17 protein-coding genes and 2 tRNA genes are annotated in these 16,038 nt (G+C 41.1%); 12 read left to right on the plus strand and 7 right to left on the minus strand.

From position 1 onward, the window contains the following. Positions 1 to 3 precede the first annotated feature (3 nt). The gene (gene yedE, locus NYR63_RS10885) at positions 4 to 1,224 is read right to left on the minus strand and encodes a selenium metabolism membrane protein YedE/FdhT (RefSeq protein WP_279457520.1); all 1,221 of its coding nucleotides are present in this window, start codon (positions 1,222 to 1,224) and stop codon (positions 4 to 6) included. Positions 1,225 to 1,519: 295 nt separating this feature from the next. On the opposite strand from yedE, the gene NYR63_RS10890 reads away from it, so the two are divergent. From NYR63_RS10890 to NYR63_RS10905, 4 genes are all read left to right on the plus strand, one after another. Next, positions 1,520 to 1,852: a DUF413 domain-containing protein gene (locus NYR63_RS10890; protein WP_279457521.1), complete on the plus strand. Its 333-nt coding sequence runs from the start codon at positions 1,520 to 1,522 to the stop codon at positions 1,850 to 1,852. 162 nt (positions 1,853 to 2,014) lie between these two features. Then, entirely contained in the window at positions 2,015 to 3,121 is a 1,107-nt protein-coding gene (gene trmA / locus NYR63_RS10895; protein WP_279457522.1) for a tRNA (uridine(54)-C5)-methyltransferase TrmA, read from the plus strand. A gap of 105 nt (positions 3,122 to 3,226) precedes the next feature. Continuing rightward, positions 3,227 to 3,316 (plus strand) — tRNA-Ser (locus NYR63_RS10900). 83 nt (positions 3,317 to 3,399) lie between these two features. Then, a tRNA-Ser gene (locus tag NYR63_RS10905) sits at positions 3,400 to 3,489 on the plus strand. A gap of 133 nt (positions 3,490 to 3,622) precedes the next feature. Here the strand turns inward: NYR63_RS10905 and corA are convergent. Further along, positions 3,623 to 4,576 carry a magnesium/cobalt transporter CorA gene (gene corA, locus NYR63_RS10910; protein ID WP_279457523.1) on the minus strand — a complete coding sequence of 318 codons (954 nt, stop codon included), beginning with the start codon at positions 4,574 to 4,576 and terminating at the stop codon, positions 3,623 to 3,625. 300 nt (positions 4,577 to 4,876) lie between these two features. Between corA and ubiE the strand changes: the two genes are divergently transcribed. The 8 genes from ubiE to NYR63_RS10950 all read left to right on the plus strand — a co-directional run bounded on the left by ubiE (position 4,877) and on the right by NYR63_RS10950 (position 11,130). Further along, complete coding sequence (gene ubiE / locus NYR63_RS10915) at positions 4,877 to 5,653, plus strand: bifunctional demethylmenaquinone methyltransferase/2-methoxy-6-polyprenyl-1,4-benzoquinol methylase UbiE (protein WP_279457524.1); 777 nt, start codon at positions 4,877 to 4,879, stop codon at positions 5,651 to 5,653. Between the two features lie 35 nt (positions 5,654 to 5,688). Next, the gene (locus NYR63_RS10920; protein WP_279457525.1) at positions 5,689 to 6,321 is read left to right on the plus strand and encodes a ubiquinone biosynthesis accessory factor UbiJ; all 633 of its coding nucleotides are present in this window, start codon (positions 5,689 to 5,691) and stop codon (positions 6,319 to 6,321) included. After that, complete coding sequence (gene ubiB / locus NYR63_RS10925) at positions 6,318 to 7,985, plus strand: ubiquinone biosynthesis regulatory protein kinase UbiB (RefSeq protein WP_279457526.1); 1,668 nt, start codon at positions 6,318 to 6,320, stop codon at positions 7,983 to 7,985. Before NYR63_RS10920 ends, ubiB begins: the two co-directional genes overlap by 4 nt. A gap of 58 nt (positions 7,986 to 8,043) precedes the next feature. Then, a complete protein-coding gene (tatA, locus tag NYR63_RS10930; RefSeq protein WP_279457527.1) occupies positions 8,044 to 8,274 on the plus strand; it encodes a Sec-independent protein translocase subunit TatA in 231 nt (76 codons plus the stop codon). Positions 8,275 to 8,277: 3 nt separating this feature from the next. After that, positions 8,278 to 8,865 (plus strand): Sec-independent protein translocase protein TatB, encoded by a 588-nt coding sequence (gene tatB, locus NYR63_RS10935; RefSeq protein ID WP_279457528.1) that lies wholly within the window; start codon positions 8,278 to 8,280, stop codon positions 8,863 to 8,865. Next, on the plus strand, positions 8,855 to 9,601 hold the full coding sequence (tatC, locus tag NYR63_RS10940) for a twin-arginine translocase subunit TatC (protein ID WP_279457530.1): 747 nt from the start codon (positions 8,855 to 8,857) through the stop codon (positions 9,599 to 9,601). The genes tatB and tatC overlap by 11 nt, the downstream gene beginning before the upstream one ends. Before the next feature lie 60 nt (positions 9,602 to 9,661). Next, the gene (gene hemB, locus NYR63_RS10945) at positions 9,662 to 10,681 is read left to right on the plus strand and encodes a porphobilinogen synthase (RefSeq protein WP_279457531.1); all 1,020 of its coding nucleotides are present in this window, start codon (positions 9,662 to 9,664) and stop codon (positions 10,679 to 10,681) included. A gap of 86 nt (positions 10,682 to 10,767) precedes the next feature. Then, the gene (locus tag NYR63_RS10950; protein ID WP_279457532.1) at positions 10,768 to 11,130 is read left to right on the plus strand and encodes a DUF4870 family protein; all 363 of its coding nucleotides are present in this window, start codon (positions 10,768 to 10,770) and stop codon (positions 11,128 to 11,130) included. A gap of 67 nt (positions 11,131 to 11,197) precedes the next feature. Here the strand turns inward: NYR63_RS10950 and mutM are convergent, their stop codons facing one another. The 5 genes from mutM to NYR63_RS10975 all read right to left on the minus strand — a co-directional run bounded on the left by mutM (position 11,198) and on the right by NYR63_RS10975 (position 16,034). After that, positions 11,198 to 12,019: a bifunctional DNA-formamidopyrimidine glycosylase/DNA-(apurinic or apyrimidinic site) lyase gene (mutM, locus tag NYR63_RS10955; RefSeq protein WP_279457533.1), complete on the minus strand. Its 822-nt coding sequence runs from the start codon at positions 12,017 to 12,019 to the stop codon at positions 11,198 to 11,200. A gap of 64 nt (positions 12,020 to 12,083) precedes the next feature. Next, positions 12,084 to 13,370, minus strand: coding sequence for a branched-chain amino acid transport system II carrier protein (brnQ, locus tag NYR63_RS10960; RefSeq protein WP_279457534.1), 1,287 nt, complete (start codon positions 13,368 to 13,370; stop codon positions 12,084 to 12,086). A gap of 136 nt (positions 13,371 to 13,506) precedes the next feature. Continuing rightward, positions 13,507 to 14,232 carry a 3-oxoacyl-ACP reductase FabG gene (gene fabG / locus NYR63_RS10965; protein ID WP_279457535.1) on the minus strand — a complete coding sequence of 242 codons (726 nt, stop codon included), beginning with the start codon at positions 14,230 to 14,232 and terminating at the stop codon, positions 13,507 to 13,509. A 54-nt stretch (positions 14,233 to 14,286) separates the two neighbouring features. Continuing rightward, positions 14,287 to 15,222: an ACP S-malonyltransferase gene (gene fabD, locus NYR63_RS10970; protein ID WP_279457536.1), complete on the minus strand. Its 936-nt coding sequence runs from the start codon at positions 15,220 to 15,222 to the stop codon at positions 14,287 to 14,289. Between the two features lie 65 nt (positions 15,223 to 15,287). After that, positions 15,288 to 16,034 (minus strand): epoxyqueuosine reductase QueH, encoded by a 747-nt coding sequence (locus tag NYR63_RS10975; RefSeq protein ID WP_005616356.1) that lies wholly within the window; start codon positions 16,032 to 16,034, stop codon positions 15,288 to 15,290. Between the last annotated feature and the right edge of the window lie 4 nt (positions 16,035 to 16,038).

Here is a 16,038-nt window from a genome sequence, read left to right on the forward strand (position 1 = left end):
TGATTAGTTGATGGTATAGGTATTGGTTGCCGCCACTCTTGCTTTCGCTTTTCTGATAAAGCGTTTTTCCCACCATACGATAAAGATAAGGCAAGCAATCATTAAGGCGTAGTTAATCAATAAGCCGCTAATCGGGCCGAATGATTTTAATAAGTTAATTTTTTCGTAATCTAGAGCAAGTACCGGGGCTAAATCATCCCAAAGATAAGCAAGTAAGGTTGAACCGATAACATTACCGACACCTACCCACATAAAATGTACTTGTCCTTCCATTGCACGATACATCCAACCGGTTTCACAGCCGCCGGCTAACACGATACCGAAACCAAATAATAAACCGCCGATAATCGCATTCGGCCCTGCCCACATAATTTTAGGGTTCATCCCTAACTGAATATAACTGAATACGCAAATCGTGCCGATTAACATTCCGTAAATAATGGCTTTGCCCATATGTGAACGACCGGAAACCCAAAGGTCGCGGAAAGCGGAGGTAAAGCAAATTTGCGCTCGCTCGATCAATAAACCGAAGCCGAGTCCGAATAACATTGCAAAACCTAATTTAATCGAGTATTGCAATACATAGATTGACGCGATTGTCCAAGCGGTAAAGACCACAACACCAATCCAAAAGCGAAATTGTGCCTGCTTCGGATTGCTAGCCTCCACTTTTCCCGCACCTTTTTTCAATTTAAGCGGAGGGCGGAACATCGGCAGCAAAGTGAATTTTACCCCTGCGTAAGTCCCGATTGCGGTAGCAACCGTGAAATACCAAGCGTGCATAGAAAATTGCGGGATACCGGTAAACAGAGAAGCAAGGTTACAGCCCATTGCAAGACGTGCGCCGAAGCCGGCTAAAATACCGCCGATTAACGCCTGAATAATTCGAATTTTATTTTGCGGCATCCGAATTTTCATATTATTCGCCCAAAGTGCGGCAGCGATACAGCCGGCGAACATACCGAGAATCATTAATCCGTCAATACGGGTTAGAATGGTTCCTTCCAGACTCATAAGGTTGAAATATCCCCAACCTGAAACATCAACGCCTAGAATTTGTAAAATTTCTCCGCCCCAGCGGGTAAATTCACCGGTTACCGCCCAATAAGTACCGGTTAAGCCGAAATAATAAGCGGAAAGAATGCCGGCTGCGATAACGGCAGGAACAGGATTCCAAAATTTAATAAGATAGGTCTGTTTGAATTGTTGCCAAATTTCTAACATAAGTCCTTAAATCCTTAAGAGAAGTTAAAAATGACAAGAAAAGGTATAATGATGAATAAATAGAATGGATTAAACAATCAGATTTGTTCATTTCCTATACACAAGCCTTGCGATATATCGAATGAATCTTTAAAAGATTAACGAAATTTTAACAATTAAAATATTTTCGTCAATAGCTTTAAATAACAAAACGAAAATACCTATTTTTTCTTGACTTATTTTGAATAATTGCTTTAATGGTAGGTCGATTTTTTCTTTCGAAATTCAGCAATAAATAATTAATAAGAGGCATATTATGGCAGAGAGTTTTAGCGTTACACGTCGTTTTTTTGATGATAAAAATTATCCGCGCGGTTTTGCACGCCACGGCGATTATACCATTCGTGAAGCACAAACTTTAGAGCAATTCGGTCAAGCGTGTTTAGCGTTAGAATCAGGCGAACGTAGTCCGGTAACGGCGGAAGAAGAACGTTTTGTTGCCGTAATGAAGGGCAATGAGATTGCTGAAAGCATTATTGAAAAATCATGGTTAAAATACCGTTCATTAACCAGCAAAACCAAACGTATTTATACCCTTTCGGGTAATGCGGGTAACGATGCCGGTGATGATTTCAGCGCGGCTGAATAATCGGTATTTCTGAGCATTTGCAGTTTTAATGATGCCACGAAATACGCTGAAGACACATAAGTGTCGGTAGGGGTATTTTGTGGTTTCTTTTTTTCTACTATTTTTCTACTATTTTAAATTTGCCGTCTTTTAGTCGGCAGGCAAAATGAACCCTGATAAATTATGAATCTTCCTATTGAGCAATATGCCGATCTTCTTGCAGAAAAAGCGAAAAATTTAACCGCTTTACTTGCGCCTTTTAATCCGCCTGAGCTTGAAGTATTTGAGTCTGAAACCAGCCATTTCCGTATGCGTGCCGAATTTCGAGTATGGCATGATACTAACGAAGTCGGAGAAAACGAGCTGTATCACATTATGTTCGATCAGGAAACCAAGCAACGTTATCGTGTTGATCAATTCCCGATTGCTAATCATCTGATTAATAAGATGATGAGTAGTTTGCTTGCTGAAATTAAGGGCAATGAATTATTGACTCGTAAATTATTTCAAGTGGATTATCTCAGTACATTAAGCGGTGAAATTGCGGTATCGCTGCTTTATCACAAAAAGTTAAGCGAAGAATGGCAAACGGAAGCTGCAGCATTAAAAGTGCGTTTGGAACATCAAGGGTTTAAGGTACAAATTATCGGACGTGCGACTAAGCAGAAAATGGCGTTAGATCGTGATTATGTTGAAGAAGTATTGCCGGTGGACGGGCGTAATTTAATTTATCGCCAAGTGGAAAACAGCTTTACCCAGCCGAATGCGAAAATGAATATCAAGATGTTGGAATGGGCGAGAAGCTGTACTCGACACAGTAGCGGCGATTTATTAGAACTTTACTGCGGTAATGGGAATTTTTCGATTGCATTAGCGGAGAACTTCCGCAAAGTGTTGGCTACCGAGATTTCAAAATCTTCGGTGCAATCGGCGCAATATAATATTGAGCAGAACGGGATCGATAATTTGCAAATTATTCGAATGTCGGCGGAAGAATTTACTCAAGCGATGAACGGTGTACGCGAGTTTAATCGTTTAAAAGGCATCGATTTAAAGGAATATGATTGTAATACGATTTTTGTTGATCCGCCGCGAGCCGGTTTAGACCAAGATACTTTAAATATGGTACAGGCTTACGAGAGAATTTTATATATTTCGTGCAATCCGCATACGTTGGCGGAGAATTTACAACAATTATCTCAAACGCATCGTATTGAACGTGCGGCACTTTTTGATCAATTCCCTTATACGCATCACGTTGAAAGCGGTGTATGGCTGATTAGGAAATAAACATAAATAGTTGGTTATGCTGAAAAATAAATCATTTAGTGATTTTTGTAGATTTTTCGCTTGACCGATTTTGATAAAACTTATATTATTCCGCTCGTTTTCAACGGAGGAATGGTCGAGTGGTTGAAGGCACCGGTCTTGAAAACCGGCGAGGGTTTACGCCCTCCGTGAGTTCGAATCTCACTTCCTCCGCCATCAAATTTACAACTTGTTGATTTAATAAATCAGCAAGTTTTTTTCTCTAAACGAGAATACAATTTAGAATATGTTTTCAATCCGGAGGAATGGTCGAGTGGTTGAAGGCACCGGTCTTGAAAACCGGCGAGGGTTTACGCCCTCCGTGAGTTCGAATCTCACTTCCTCCGCCATCTATTCAGAGCCGCTTGTAATGCAAATTACAAGCGGTTTTTTCTTAGCTAAATTTTGCAAATTCCCAAATAAATTAGACCGCTTACAGACAACAAAAAAGCACAGAACGTATATTCTGTGCTTTTGATGTTTTTATAACCAACCTTTGCGTTTAAAGTAGATATAAGGTGTGGCGGCGGCACAAAGCATTAAACCGATAGCCATCGGATAGCCGTATTTAAAGTGTAATTCCGGCATAAATTCAAAGTTCATTCCGTAAGTGGAGGCGACCAGCGTTGCCGGTAGGAACATCACCGATACGATCGAGAAAAATTTCATAATTCTATTCTGCTCGATATTGATATAACCCATTGCCGCTTGCATCAGGAAGTTCACTTTTTGGAACAACGATTCGTTATGCGGCTGGAGCGATTCAATATCTCGCATAATATCGCGAGCCTGTTCAAGCTGATTATTCGGCAAGCGGGTTTTACGCAATAAGAAACTTAACGCACGTTGCGTATCCATCAGACATAAACGCACTTTTGAACTGGCGTCTTCCAATTCGGTTAAATCGGAAAGCGCATCGTCAAAATTCTCACTTTCTTGCTTACCGTTTAAGATCACACGGCTTAAGGTTTCTAAATCCGCATAAATCGTTTCGATCACATCCGCAAGTTGTTCGATTTTGGTTTCGAATAAGTCGAGCAACAATTCGTACGCATTACTATCGATTAATTTTTCACGGCGAGAGCGCATTCGATATAAACGGAACGCCGGTAAATCGCGTTCACGCAAGGTAAATAAACGCCCGTCACGAATGGTAAATGCAACGGTGGCAATATCGGCATAATCGTCATCATCTAAACAATAGAAAAAAGAGTGAAGGTGTAAGCCGTCTTCGTCTTCGAAAAAGCGAGCGGAAGCCTCTAAGTCTTCCAATTCGTGTTCTTCGGCAAGCGTTTGGTCTAAACCGCGTTGTAATACGCTACGTTCGTCATCGCTCGGGTCGATTAGATCAATCCAAATCGCATCGTTTAACTGATCGGTTGCGGTTTCATCAACGCTGATAAGACGTGCGTTATCTAAAGCAAATGCACGGATCATTTTATTCTCCAATGGTTAGGAGGTAATGAACAAAAAGGAACAAAAAAGATACTAGGCGAGAGTTACCGACTTGTCGGCAACCTGAGGGTTTGGACAAGTGGGTTAGAAACCTGATAAGTATCGACTGTGACTGTCCAAAATTGTAATCCTCAAATAAAAATAGTGTGCGAATGGTACAGATTAACCGCTTTCTAGTCAAGCAAGCGGTTATTTACTTACTTGATTTTGCAAAATTTTAAGGAAAAACGACCGCTTTTTTGCTATCGTTAGCACTCCGAAATAATCGATGAGAATTTAACGATGACTGATTTACAACACACGACAGAAACAGCTGAAAACGAAACAACCCATTTCGGTTTTAAAACCGTTGCCAAAGAAGAAAAACAACAACTGGTTGCTAATGTATTTCACAGCGTTGCCGGCAAATACGACTTAATGAATGATTTGCTTTCGTTTGGTATTCATCGTGTTTGGAAGCGTTTTACCATTGACTGCAGCGGTGTGCGTAAAGGGCAAAAAGTGTTGGATCTTGCCGGCGGGACCGGTGACTTTACCGCAAAATTTTCGCGTATTGTCGGCGAAACTGGTGAAGTGGTATTAGCTGATATTAATAGCTCGATGTTGGAAGTCGGTCGTGAAAAATTGCGTAATTTAGGTGTAGTCGGCAATGTCAGTTATGTACAAGCAAATGCGGAATGTCTGCCGTTTGCGGATAATACCTTTGATTGCGTGGTGATTAGTTTCGGTTTGCGTAATGTGACGGACAAAGACAAAGCGTTACGTTCGATGTTTCGTGTGTTGAAGCCGGGTGGTCGTTTATTGGTGTTGGAGTTCTCAAAACCGATTATTGATCCGATTAGCCAGTTATATAATTTTTATTCTTTTAATATTTTGCCGAAAGTGGGTGAAGTGGTGGTAAATGATGCAGATAGCTATCGCTATCTTGCCGAATCAATTCGTATGCATCCGAAACAAGACGAATTAAAAGCGATGATGGAAAATGCCGGTTTTGAAAGCGTGAATTATTACAACTTAAGTGCCGGTATTGTAGCGTTACATCGAGGATATAAGTTTTAATTTATCTTTTTGAATTGGAATCCAAGGAATACGCTATGCTATCTCAACTTAAACAGCAACTTATGTTGCCGCAGTTTGCGTTCGGTGCGATAGAAACCGCTTTTAATGCGCTGATTCAACGTTCACCGCATGTATTGCCGGCATTACGTAAGTTAGCGGGCAAGTGTTTACATATTGAATTAACTTCACCGGCAGTTAATTTTTATCTGATCTTTAGCGAAACTCGCGCGGAATGGCTATCGGTTTACGAAGGCGAAGCAGATTGCCACATACAACTTTCGTTTGAAACCTTGCCGAAACTTGCCGATAAAGCGAAATTAACCGAACTGATTAATAACAAATCATTGGTGCTGAACGGCGATATTCAGGTGTTACAACATTTCACCGCATTGTTAGATGAATTGGAAAAAGATCCTGCCGAATTGTTATCGCCTTTTGTCGGCGATGTTTTGGCTCAGACCTCAACTGATTTCGCTAAAAAATTATTTAACAAACTCAAAGGGCAAATTGAGCAGAATCATCAGCATCTCGCAGAGAATTTAATGAACGAACGTCCGGTATTGGTACATCGCTTACAAGCGGTTAATTTTTATGATCAAGTGGCAGAACTTGAACAACAAGCGGTCGAATTTGAACGAAAATTTGCAAAACTTGAGAATAAATTATGACCTTTAACAATACTCGCCGCTTTTATAAAATTGTTACTACATTTCTGCGTTACGGCATTGATGAAATCATTCCGGATATTCCGCTTACTCGCTATGCTCGTTTAGGACGTAAAGCTCTGTTTTGGGTGAGAAATCAACACAAAGATCAGCCGTTCGGCGTGCGTTTACGTTTAGCTTTGCAAGAGTTAGGACCGGTGTGGATTAAACTCGGACAAATGCTTTCAACTCGCCGTGATTTATTTGAACCGGAATTAGCGGATCAGCTTGCTTTATTGCAGGATTCGGTTGAACCTTTTGACGGTAAATTAGCCCGTCAAATTATTGAACAAGCCTTAGGCGGAAGCCTTGAAACTTGGTTTGATGAATTTGATGAGCAAGCGCTTGCTTCCGCTTCGATCGCACAGGTTCACACGGCAAAATTTAATCAAAATCAACCGCTTGCCGGCAAAGATGTCGTGCTTAAAGTGATTCGTCCGGATATTGTACCGATTATCAAAGCGGATATTGCGTTGATGTACCGTCTGGCAAGTTGGATTCCTCGCCTTTCAAATGATGCGAAGCGTTTACGTGCAACCGAAGTGGTGCGTGAATACGAAAAAACGCTACTTGATGAGCTGGATTTGACCCGAGAAATGGCAAATGCGATTCGCTTGCGCAATAACTTTGAAAACAGCGAAATGTTATATGTGCCGGAAATGTATCAGGATTTTTGTCATAAAAACGTGATTGTGATGGAGCGTATTTATGGTATTCCGGTATCGGATGTCGAAACGCTCAAAGCCAACGGTACGGATATGAAATTATTGGCGGAACGTGGCGTACAAGTGTTCTTCACTCAAGTATTTCGTGACAGCTTTTTCCATGCCGATATGCACGCCGGTAATATTTTCGTTAATCCGAATCATCCGGAAAATCCGCAATATATCGGCATTGACTGCGGTATTGTCGGTACACTGAATCAAAATGATAAACGCTATTTAGCGGAAAGTTTTGTTGCCTTTTTTAATCGAGATTATCGCCGCGTGGCGTTAATGCACGTGGAGTCAGGCTGGACACCGCCAGATACCGATATTGATGCGTTTGAACAGGCGTTCCGTGAAGTATGCGAGCCGATTTTTGCTAAACCGCTATCGGAAATTTCCTTTGGACATGTGTTATTGAATTTGTTTAATGTGGCTCGTGAATTTAATATGGAAGTGCAGCCGCAATTAGTATTGTTACAGAAGACATTGCTTTATATTGAGGGTTTAGGCAGACAGGTTTATCCGCAGCTGGATTTATGGCAAACCGCAAAACCGTTTTTACAAAATTGGCTGAATGAACAAGTCGGTGTGAAAGCGATTTTACGTGATTTAAAACAACGCGCGCCGCAATTTAGAGAACATTTTGCCGAATTTCCGGAAGCGGTATTCAACGCTTTACAGCAACAGAAGCAGATTAATTTCCGTTTAGATGAGCTAAATAAAACCTTGCAAGCGCAAGGACAACAGAAATCCCGTAATATGCAAAGCATCGTTAGCGGATTAATTATTCTTACGGTACTTTGGCGATTTGACAGTTTACCGCTATGGATAAGTTGCAGTTTATTGATTACGGCATTGTTCGCTTTATTACTAAAAAAGAAAGTGATAATAAACTTTTGGTTTATATTGGTCATATACTAAAATTAGCATATAATGCAGAAGATTATTTTCAAACCTAAAACAAAAAAGAGGAGCCTGTATGGGTGGCATTAGCATTTGGCAATTACTGATTATCGTCGCAATTATCGTATTATTATTCGGTACAAAAAAATTACGTACTTTGGGTACGGATTTAGGTGAATCCGTAAAAGGTTTCAAAAAAGCGATGGCGGATGATAAATCTCAACCTCAAGATGCAAGTTTTGAAAAAGTAGAAGCGAAAGAAGCGACTTCTACCGAACAAAAAACGAAAGAAAAAGAGCAGGCGTAATTCGTGTTTGATATAGGTTTTTCTGAATTAGTACTCATTTTTATTGTGGGTTTGGTTGTATTGGGCCCGCAACGTTTGCCTATTGCCATCAAAACGGTAATGGGATGGATTCGTACAATTCGAGGATTAGCTGCAAACGTACAAAATGAACTTGCTCAAGAGCTGAAATTACAGGAACTTCAAGAAAGTATTAAGAAAGCGGAAAAACTTAACTTAACTACACTTTCGCCGGAATTAAGTAAAACCGTTGAAGAATTGAAACAGTCGGCTCAAAAAATGCAAAGTGATTTGGATTCCGCCAAAGGCGAGATTACCAAATTAACGGATGAGCAAGTGGCGAATATTCAGAATAATATTGCACAAGAAGAACAAAATCTGGCGACTATACAGCCGGATGCTTTGCAAAAAACGGAAGAAAGCCAACCGCTTGCCGATACTGTGAAATCTGAGGATAATTCTCCGCTTTCACCGGCGGAGATTGCCGAACAAGCCGAATTGGACGAATCTCAATTTGCAGCTTATTACCCGCCTGATGATGATTTAGCTTCTCCAACGCCTTCACAACCACAGGATAAACAGAATGTCAGTTGAAGAATCTCAACCTCTGATTAGCCATTTAGTTGAATTAAGAAACCGCTTGCTCCGTAGTTTTATTTGTGTGCTAGTGGTTTTTTGCGCTTTGGTTTATTGGGCAAATGATATTTATACTTTGCTTGCCACGCCGCTAACAGAGAATTTGCCCGCAGGGGCGACGATGATTGCAACCAATGTTGCAACACCTTTTTTTACACCGATTAAATTAACCGGTGTTGTGGCGGTATTCTTATCCGTCCCCTTTATTTTGTATCAAATCTGGGCATTTGTCGCACCGGCGTTATATAAACATGAAAAACGTTTGATTTACCCTTTATTAGTATCAAGTACGTTATTGTTTTATGCCGGGGTTGCTTTCGCGTACTATATCGTGTTCCCGCTTGTATTCGGTTTCTTAACCAGTACCGCACCGGAAGGCGTACAAATGGCTACCGACATTAGCAGCTATTTGGATTTTATCTTAACGATTTTCTTAGCTTTCGGTATTTGTTTTGAAGTACCTGTTGCGATTATTTTATTATGCTGGTCGGGTGTAACATCCGCTGATGATTTACGTGCGAAACGACCTTATATTATTGTCGCGGCGTTTGTTATCGGTATGTTATTAACGCCTCCGGACGTTTTTTCTCAAACATTATTAGCAGTACCGATGTGTTTGCTATTTGAAGTAGGGTTATTTTTCTCGAAGTTTTATAAAGGTCGAGACGAGCAACCGGAAACAATCGCCAATTAATCCCAACCCGCTTGCAAGCGGGTTATTTTTTACTAAAATTTGCAAAATTAGGAAGCAATTATGACTCAATATCTTAACACTTCATTTCCCACTCGTCGTATGCGTCGTTTACGTAAACATGATTTCAGCCGTCGTTTAGTGGCGGAAAGTCAATTGACTGCCTGCGATTTAATTTATCCGGTATTTGTGATTGAAGGCGAAAATCAGCGAGTAAAAGTACCGTCTATGCTGGGCGTAGAGCGTTTAACTATTGATCAGTTATTAATTGAAGCGGGTGAATTGGTTAAATATGGTGTGCCACTCATTGCACTTTTCCCAGTTGTCGGTGAATCTAAAAAATCGCTAATGGCGGAAGAAGCCTATAATCCGGAAGGTTTGGCACAGCGTGCAGTACGTGCATTAAAAGCGGCATATCCGGAATTAGGTGTGATGACCGATGTGGCGTTAGATCCTTTCACAACTCATGGGCAGGACGGTATTATTGATGCGGAAGGCTATGTGCTAAATGACATCACTACCGAAGTATTGGTAAAACAAGCGGTATCCCATGCGGAAGCCGGAGCGGATATCGTTGCGCCAAGCGATATGATGGACGGTCGTATCGGTAAAATTCGTGAAGCACTTGAAGCAAAAGGCTTAATCAATACGCAAATTATGGCGTATTCGGCTAAATATGCGTCAAATTATTACGGGCCGTTCCGTGATGCGGTCGGTTCTGCAGGTAACTTAAAAGGCGGTAATAAATTTACTTATCAAGTTGATCCGGCGAATGCGAACGAAGGTTTACACGAAGTGGCAATGGATATTCAAGAAGGGGCGGATATGGTAATGGTAAAACCGGGTATGCCTTATTTGGATATGGTATGGCGTGTAAAAGAAACTTTCGGCGTACCGACGTTTGCTTATCAAGTATCCGGTGAATACGCAATGCATATGGCGGCGATTCAAAACGGCTGGTTAAAAGAACGTGAATGCGTCATGGAAGGTTTACTTTGCTTCAAACGCGCGGGAGCGGACGGTATTTTAACGTATTTCGCCAAAACGGTAGCGAAGTGGCTATACGAAGATAATCGTAAGTAATAAGACCGGCTAAATGTAAGCGGTTAGATTGAATGAATTTTTTGTAATACATTTGGTCTAACCGTTACTTTTTTAGGAGGTAATAAATGAACGAACCCTTTTTTCTTCAGCCGTCTGACGATTCACAACGTAAGATAATGTATATCAGTTACGGGTTATTCGGATTAGGGATTATTTTCGGCGGCTTACCGGCAATTGCCGGTGTAATTCTGGCTTATATCAAACGTGAAGATATGCAAGGAACAGCATATTATGATCATATGTGTTTTTTAATTCGCACTTTCTGGGGAACATTAGCCGGTTTTGTTTTAGGTATGATTCTTTCGCTTATCGGAATCGGTATCGTGTTAATTTGGCTTATAAGTATTTGGTATGTTTTCCGAGTTATTTACGGGGCGGTTAAATTATTTGATAATAAATCGGTAACGCCAACCGGTTGGTTTATGTAGCGAGTTGTAAAAAAGCGGTCAAAAATACGACCGCTTTTTTGCTATTTAGTATTTCTTATTCGCCTTACTAGCGGGGCAGCTTTTGGCAGCGAGGACAGAAATAACTATTACGTTGCCCGATAACTTTCGCTTCAATCGTCGTACCGCAATCATTACAAGCCTCGCCTTTGCGTCCGTAAACTTGTAATACTTGTGCGAAATAACCCGGTTTACCGTCCGGTTGAATAAAATCTCTAAGCGTTGTTCCGCCTTGAATAATCGCTTTGGTCAGTACTTCTTTAATCACTTTCACTAAACGTTCGCATTGCTTCTCGGTAAGATTTTGCGCAGCAAGTTCCGGATGAATCCCTGCTGTAAATAATGACTCACAAGCATAGATATTACCGACACCCACCACAATATCGTTATTCATAATAAAGTTTTTGACTGCCACGGTTTTGTTACGGCTTCGAGCAAATAAATACTCAGCAGTAAAAGCTTCCGATAACGGCTCTGGCCCTAGGCGAGTAATAAGTTCGTGTTGTTCGGCATTTTCAGTCCACAGCCAACATCCGAATTTACGCGGATCGTTATAACGTAAAACTGTCCCGTCTTGCGTGATAAGATCAACATGATCATGTTTACCGGCAGCTTGTTGGTGTTCTTGTAAAATACCGAGCGATCCGGACATACCTAAGTGAATTAAAATATCACCTTGTGTAGTATGTAAAATTAAATATTTTGCTCGGCGAGATAAGGAAACGATTTTTGCCCCTTGCATATGTTGTAATTCATCTGAAATCGCCCAACGCAATTTATCAGTGCGTACTGCAATTTGCTTAATTGTTTTTCCTTGTAGGTAAGGCTCTACACCTCGTAAGCTGGTTTCAACTTCCGGCAATTCAGGCATATATATTCTCCAAAATACTCGATAAACAAAGGGCAAGGATAACCTTGCCCGATGGATGATATAATTAATTTGATCTTACTAAGCGGCTAAAGATTGCCCCAATCAGTAATCCGCCTACCGCAAACGGTAGCCATTCCATTGAATATACTTTAAGCGGTAAGTTTTCGGTAATACTTACGCCTGCTACGGAAAGAATGGATACGATTGTTACGAGAATCAGCGAAACACGTAATGCTAATAACGGGAGTTTCACAAACAGATTCAAGAGCAGTAAGAAAATAATCGACATAGCAATCGGATAAAGTACAAGTAATACCGGAATAGATTTACTGATAACCGCACTTAACCCCTGATTCGCTAAACCGAAACCGATTAACGTACAAACAATCGCATAAGTTTTATAAGAAATTTTCGGGAAAATTTCATGGAAATATTCACTTACCGATACGACAAGACCGATTGCAGTGGTTAAACAGGCAAGGGATACGATGATACCTAACAAGGTTCTACCTAAATCCCCGAAGGCTTGTGTTGCGGCAGTGTTGAGAATATAAGTACCTAAGTCTTGTTTTTTAGCTGCCAAATCCGCCAATACTTCCGCAGAAATCGGTAATTTATTACCAATCCAACCGATAGATAAATAAATTAACGCTAATAAAATCGCAGCAATTACCCCTGCCATTGCCGTTTGTTTACTTAACGCTTTGGTTTCGGATAAGCCTTTACTTTTAATTGCATTAATCACGATAACCGAAAACGCCACAGAGGCTAACGCATCCATTGTATTGTAACCGGCAAGAATGCCGTTTACCATTGGTGCTTCCATTACATTACTGCTTGACGGATTATCGGAGAGCAGTGCAATGCCGCTAATTACCAACGCAAGAATGGCGATTAATAGTGCCGGTGTCAAAATCGCTCCGATTCGTTCCACCATTTTTGACGGGTTTAAACTTAACCAAATGGTTAAAGCAAAATATACCGCAGTAAAAATCAGTAAAGAAACGGTAGTTTGTTCACCTAAAAACGGTAATGCAGCCATTTCATAAGCGGTTGCCGCAGTACGAGGAATCGCAAAGAAAGGCCCGATAGTTAAGTAAATAGCAACTAAAAATAGCACGGAGAACCACGGGTGAATACGATGTAACGCTTCTTTATAACCGCCTTTGTAAGAGGCACTGACGATAATACCGAGTAACGGTAAACCTACCCCGGTAATAATAAAGCCGATAGTTGCAGTCCAGAAATCCGCACCGCTTTCAAAGCCTAATTTCGGCGGAAAAATTAAATTACCCGCCCCAAAGAAAATGGCAAACAGCATAAAGCCGACCACAAAAGTATTTTTAGTCATAATACAACACTCGTTTTTTCATCTATTAATGATGAATTGATATTTAATATAAAAAGAAAAGGAGACCCGAAAAAATAGTAAAACCGAACTTTACCGAAAGAGCAAAGCTCGGTTAAAAACAGACCGCTTGCAGCGGTTAGTTCATATATAAACCACCGTTTACATGGATGGTTTCGCCGGTGATGTATTTCGCATCATCACTTGCTAAAAATGCGACCGCTTTGGCAATATCTTGTGCAGAACCTAATTGACCTGCCGGAATTTGGCTTAAGATCGCTTGCTTTTGATCTTCGTTTAATTCGTCTGTCATATCGGTTGCGATAAAGCCCGGTGCAACAACGTTTACCGTAATACCACGAGAAGCGACTTCTTTCGCTAATGATTTCGAAAAGCCGACTAAACCCGCTTTTGCCGCACAGTAGTTAGTTTGACCCGGGTTACCCATTGAGCCGACTACCGAACCGATCGTAATGATACGTCCGCCTTTTTTCATCATTGGACGTAATACCGCTTTAGATAAGCGATATACGGAAGTTAAGTTGGTTTGAATAATGTCGAACCAATCGTCTTCTTTCATACGCATCAATAAACCGTCACGAGTGATACCCGCATTGTTTACTAAAATATCAACATCACCGAAATCCGCTTTAATTTGAGCTAAAACGGCTTCGATAGAAGCTGCATCCGTTACGTTTAAAACTAAACCTTTGCCATGTTCGCCTAAGTATGCAGAAATACTTTCCGCGCCTTTTTCCGATGTTGCAGTACCAATCACGGTTGCACCTTTTGCTACCAATTCTTCTGCGATAGCTTTACCAATACCACGAGTTGCACCCGTTACTAATGCGATTTTACCTTGCATTTTTGACTTGCTCCTATTTATTGTAGGGACGCCATGCTTGGCGTCCGTTATATATTACTGTGCGACAGCTTCTAATGAAGCCACGTCATTGACTGCTTTGGCATTTAACTCTTTCACGATACGACCTGCTAAACCGGTTAATACTTTACCCGGGCCGATTTCATAAAGAGTTGCAACACCTTCGTTTGCCATTTTTTCTACCGTCTCAGTCCAACGAACCGGGTTGTAAAGCTGGCGAACGAGTGCGTTACGAATTGCTTCAGCATCTGTCTCTACACTAACATCAACATTATTAATAACTGGTACAACCGGTGCGTTTAACGTGATATTTTGTAATGCTTCGGCTAATTTATCCGCAGCCGGTTTCATTAATGCACAGTGAGAAGGTACGCTTACCGCTAATGGTAATGCACGTTTTGCACCTGCCGCTTTACATAATTCACCCGCTTTTTCTGCAGCCGCTTTTGTACCGGCAATAACCACTTGTCCCGGGCTGTTGAAGTTTACTGCTGAAACGATTTCGCCGACTTCCGCTTGAGCTTGTTCACAAGCATTAATAATCGCTTCGTTATCTAAGCCGATAATCGCATACATTGCACCTGTACCCGCCGGTACAGCTTGTTGCATTGCATTACCGCGTAATTCCACTAATTTGATTGCGTCTTGGAAATTTAATACGCCTGCACAAACTAATGCTGAGTATTCGCCTAAGCTATGACCTGCCATTACAGACGGTTTTAATTCAGGGTATTTTTGTTGCCACACACGATAGATCGCAACCGATGATGCTAAAAGCGCCGGTTGTGTACGTTGTGTTTGACCTAAATCTTCTGCGGTACCGTTTTGGACTAAATCCCAAAGATCGTAACCTAAAACATCAGAAGCTTGTTTGAAGGTTTCTTCTACAATTGGAAATGCAGTTGCAAGATCCGCTAACATTCCGACCGCTTGTGAGCCCTGTCCTGGGAACACCATTGCAAAATTTGACATATTTTTTCCTCTTATTTGTAAATTTGGTATTTAAGACGCACTTTGTGCATCCGTTATAAATAGTGTTAATCCGGCGAATAATAGAGCTTACCGATTTCAATACGCTGACGACCGGTTTCTAAACGCCATTTATTCGAATCGCGTAAAGAATAGACACAACCGCAGTATTCTTGCTGGTAGAAACGTTCACGTTTACTGATTTCGATCATACGTTGTGAACCACCACCCTTACGCCAGTTGTAATCCCAATAAACCACATCATCAAATTTTGCCGCCGCACGATGTCCGCAATCGTTGATTTGGTTCATATCTTTCCAACGAGAAATACCTAAACAGCTGGTATAAACCGGAAAGCCGTTGTTATGCGCATATTCCGCCGCTTTTTCGAAACGCATATCAAAGCACATCGTACAACGAATACCACGCTCCGGTTCCCACTCCATTCCTTCCGCTTTTTTAAACCATTCACGGCGGTCATTTTCGTAATCATCATCGAAATCAATAAACGGAATTCCCCATTTCTCGGCAAAACGAATATTTTCTTCTTTGCGAATCAGGTATTCTTTCATTGGGTGAATATTCGGATTATAGAAGTAAATGGTAAATTCAATACCCGATGCATGAATTGCTTCCATTACTTCACCGGAACAAGGCGCACAGCAAGAGTGCAGTAATAATTTGTTATGTCCGCCCGGAAGCGTTAATTTTTCACGCACAAAAGGTGCGTTCGGATCTTTGCCTTTACGCGTTAGCTTTTTCTTTTGTTGCAACGCTTGTTTATGTTCTAAAGGTTGTTGGTTTTGTTCTGTCATAAAA

The organism is Actinobacillus genomosp. 1, from assembly GCF_029774175.1.
Classification (GTDB): Bacteria; Pseudomonadota; Gammaproteobacteria; order Enterobacterales; family Pasteurellaceae; genus Actinobacillus.

Excerpts from the sequence above, each read along its gene's own strand:
- NYR63_RS10950 (WP_279457532.1), top strand. The coding sequence starts at position 10,768 with ATGAACGAACCCTTTTTTCTTCAGCCGTCTGACGATTCACAACGTAAG.
- NYR63_RS10890 (WP_279457521.1), top strand. The coding sequence starts at position 1,520 with ATGGCAGAGAGTTTTAGCGTTACACGTCGTTTTTTTGATGATAAAAAT.
- fabG (WP_279457535.1), bottom strand. The coding sequence starts at position 14,232 with ATGCAAGGTAAAATCGCATTAGTAACGGGTGCAACTCGTGGTATTGGT.
- brnQ (WP_279457534.1), bottom strand. The coding sequence starts at position 13,370 with ATGACTAAAAATACTTTTGTGGTCGGCTTTATGCTGTTTGCCATTTTC.
- ubiB (WP_279457526.1), top strand. The coding sequence starts at position 6,318 with ATGACCTTTAACAATACTCGCCGCTTTTATAAAATTGTTACTACATTT.
- hemB (WP_279457531.1), top strand. The coding sequence starts at position 9,662 with ATGACTCAATATCTTAACACTTCATTTCCCACTCGTCGTATGCGTCGT.
- NYR63_RS10920 (WP_279457525.1), top strand. The coding sequence starts at position 5,689 with ATGCTATCTCAACTTAAACAGCAACTTATGTTGCCGCAGTTTGCGTTC.
- mutM (WP_279457533.1), bottom strand. The coding sequence starts at position 12,019 with ATGCCTGAATTGCCGGAAGTTGAAACCAGCTTACGAGGTGTAGAGCCT.
- tatA (WP_279457527.1), top strand. The coding sequence starts at position 8,044 with ATGGGTGGCATTAGCATTTGGCAATTACTGATTATCGTCGCAATTATC.
- trmA (WP_279457522.1), top strand. The coding sequence starts at position 2,015 with ATGAATCTTCCTATTGAGCAATATGCCGATCTTCTTGCAGAAAAAGCG.
- yedE (WP_279457520.1), bottom strand. The coding sequence starts at position 1,224 with ATGTTAGAAATTTGGCAACAATTCAAACAGACCTATCTTATTAAATTT.
- ubiE (WP_279457524.1), top strand. The coding sequence starts at position 4,877 with ATGACTGATTTACAACACACGACAGAAACAGCTGAAAACGAAACAACC.
- NYR63_RS10975 (WP_005616356.1), bottom strand. The coding sequence starts at position 16,034 with ATGACAGAACAAAACCAACAACCTTTAGAACATAAACAAGCGTTGCAA.
- fabD (WP_279457536.1), bottom strand. The coding sequence starts at position 15,222 with ATGTCAAATTTTGCAATGGTGTTCCCAGGACAGGGCTCACAAGCGGTC.
- corA (WP_279457523.1), bottom strand. The coding sequence starts at position 4,576 with ATGATCCGTGCATTTGCTTTAGATAACGCACGTCTTATCAGCGTTGAT.
- tatC (WP_279457530.1), top strand. The coding sequence starts at position 8,855 with ATGTCAGTTGAAGAATCTCAACCTCTGATTAGCCATTTAGTTGAATTA.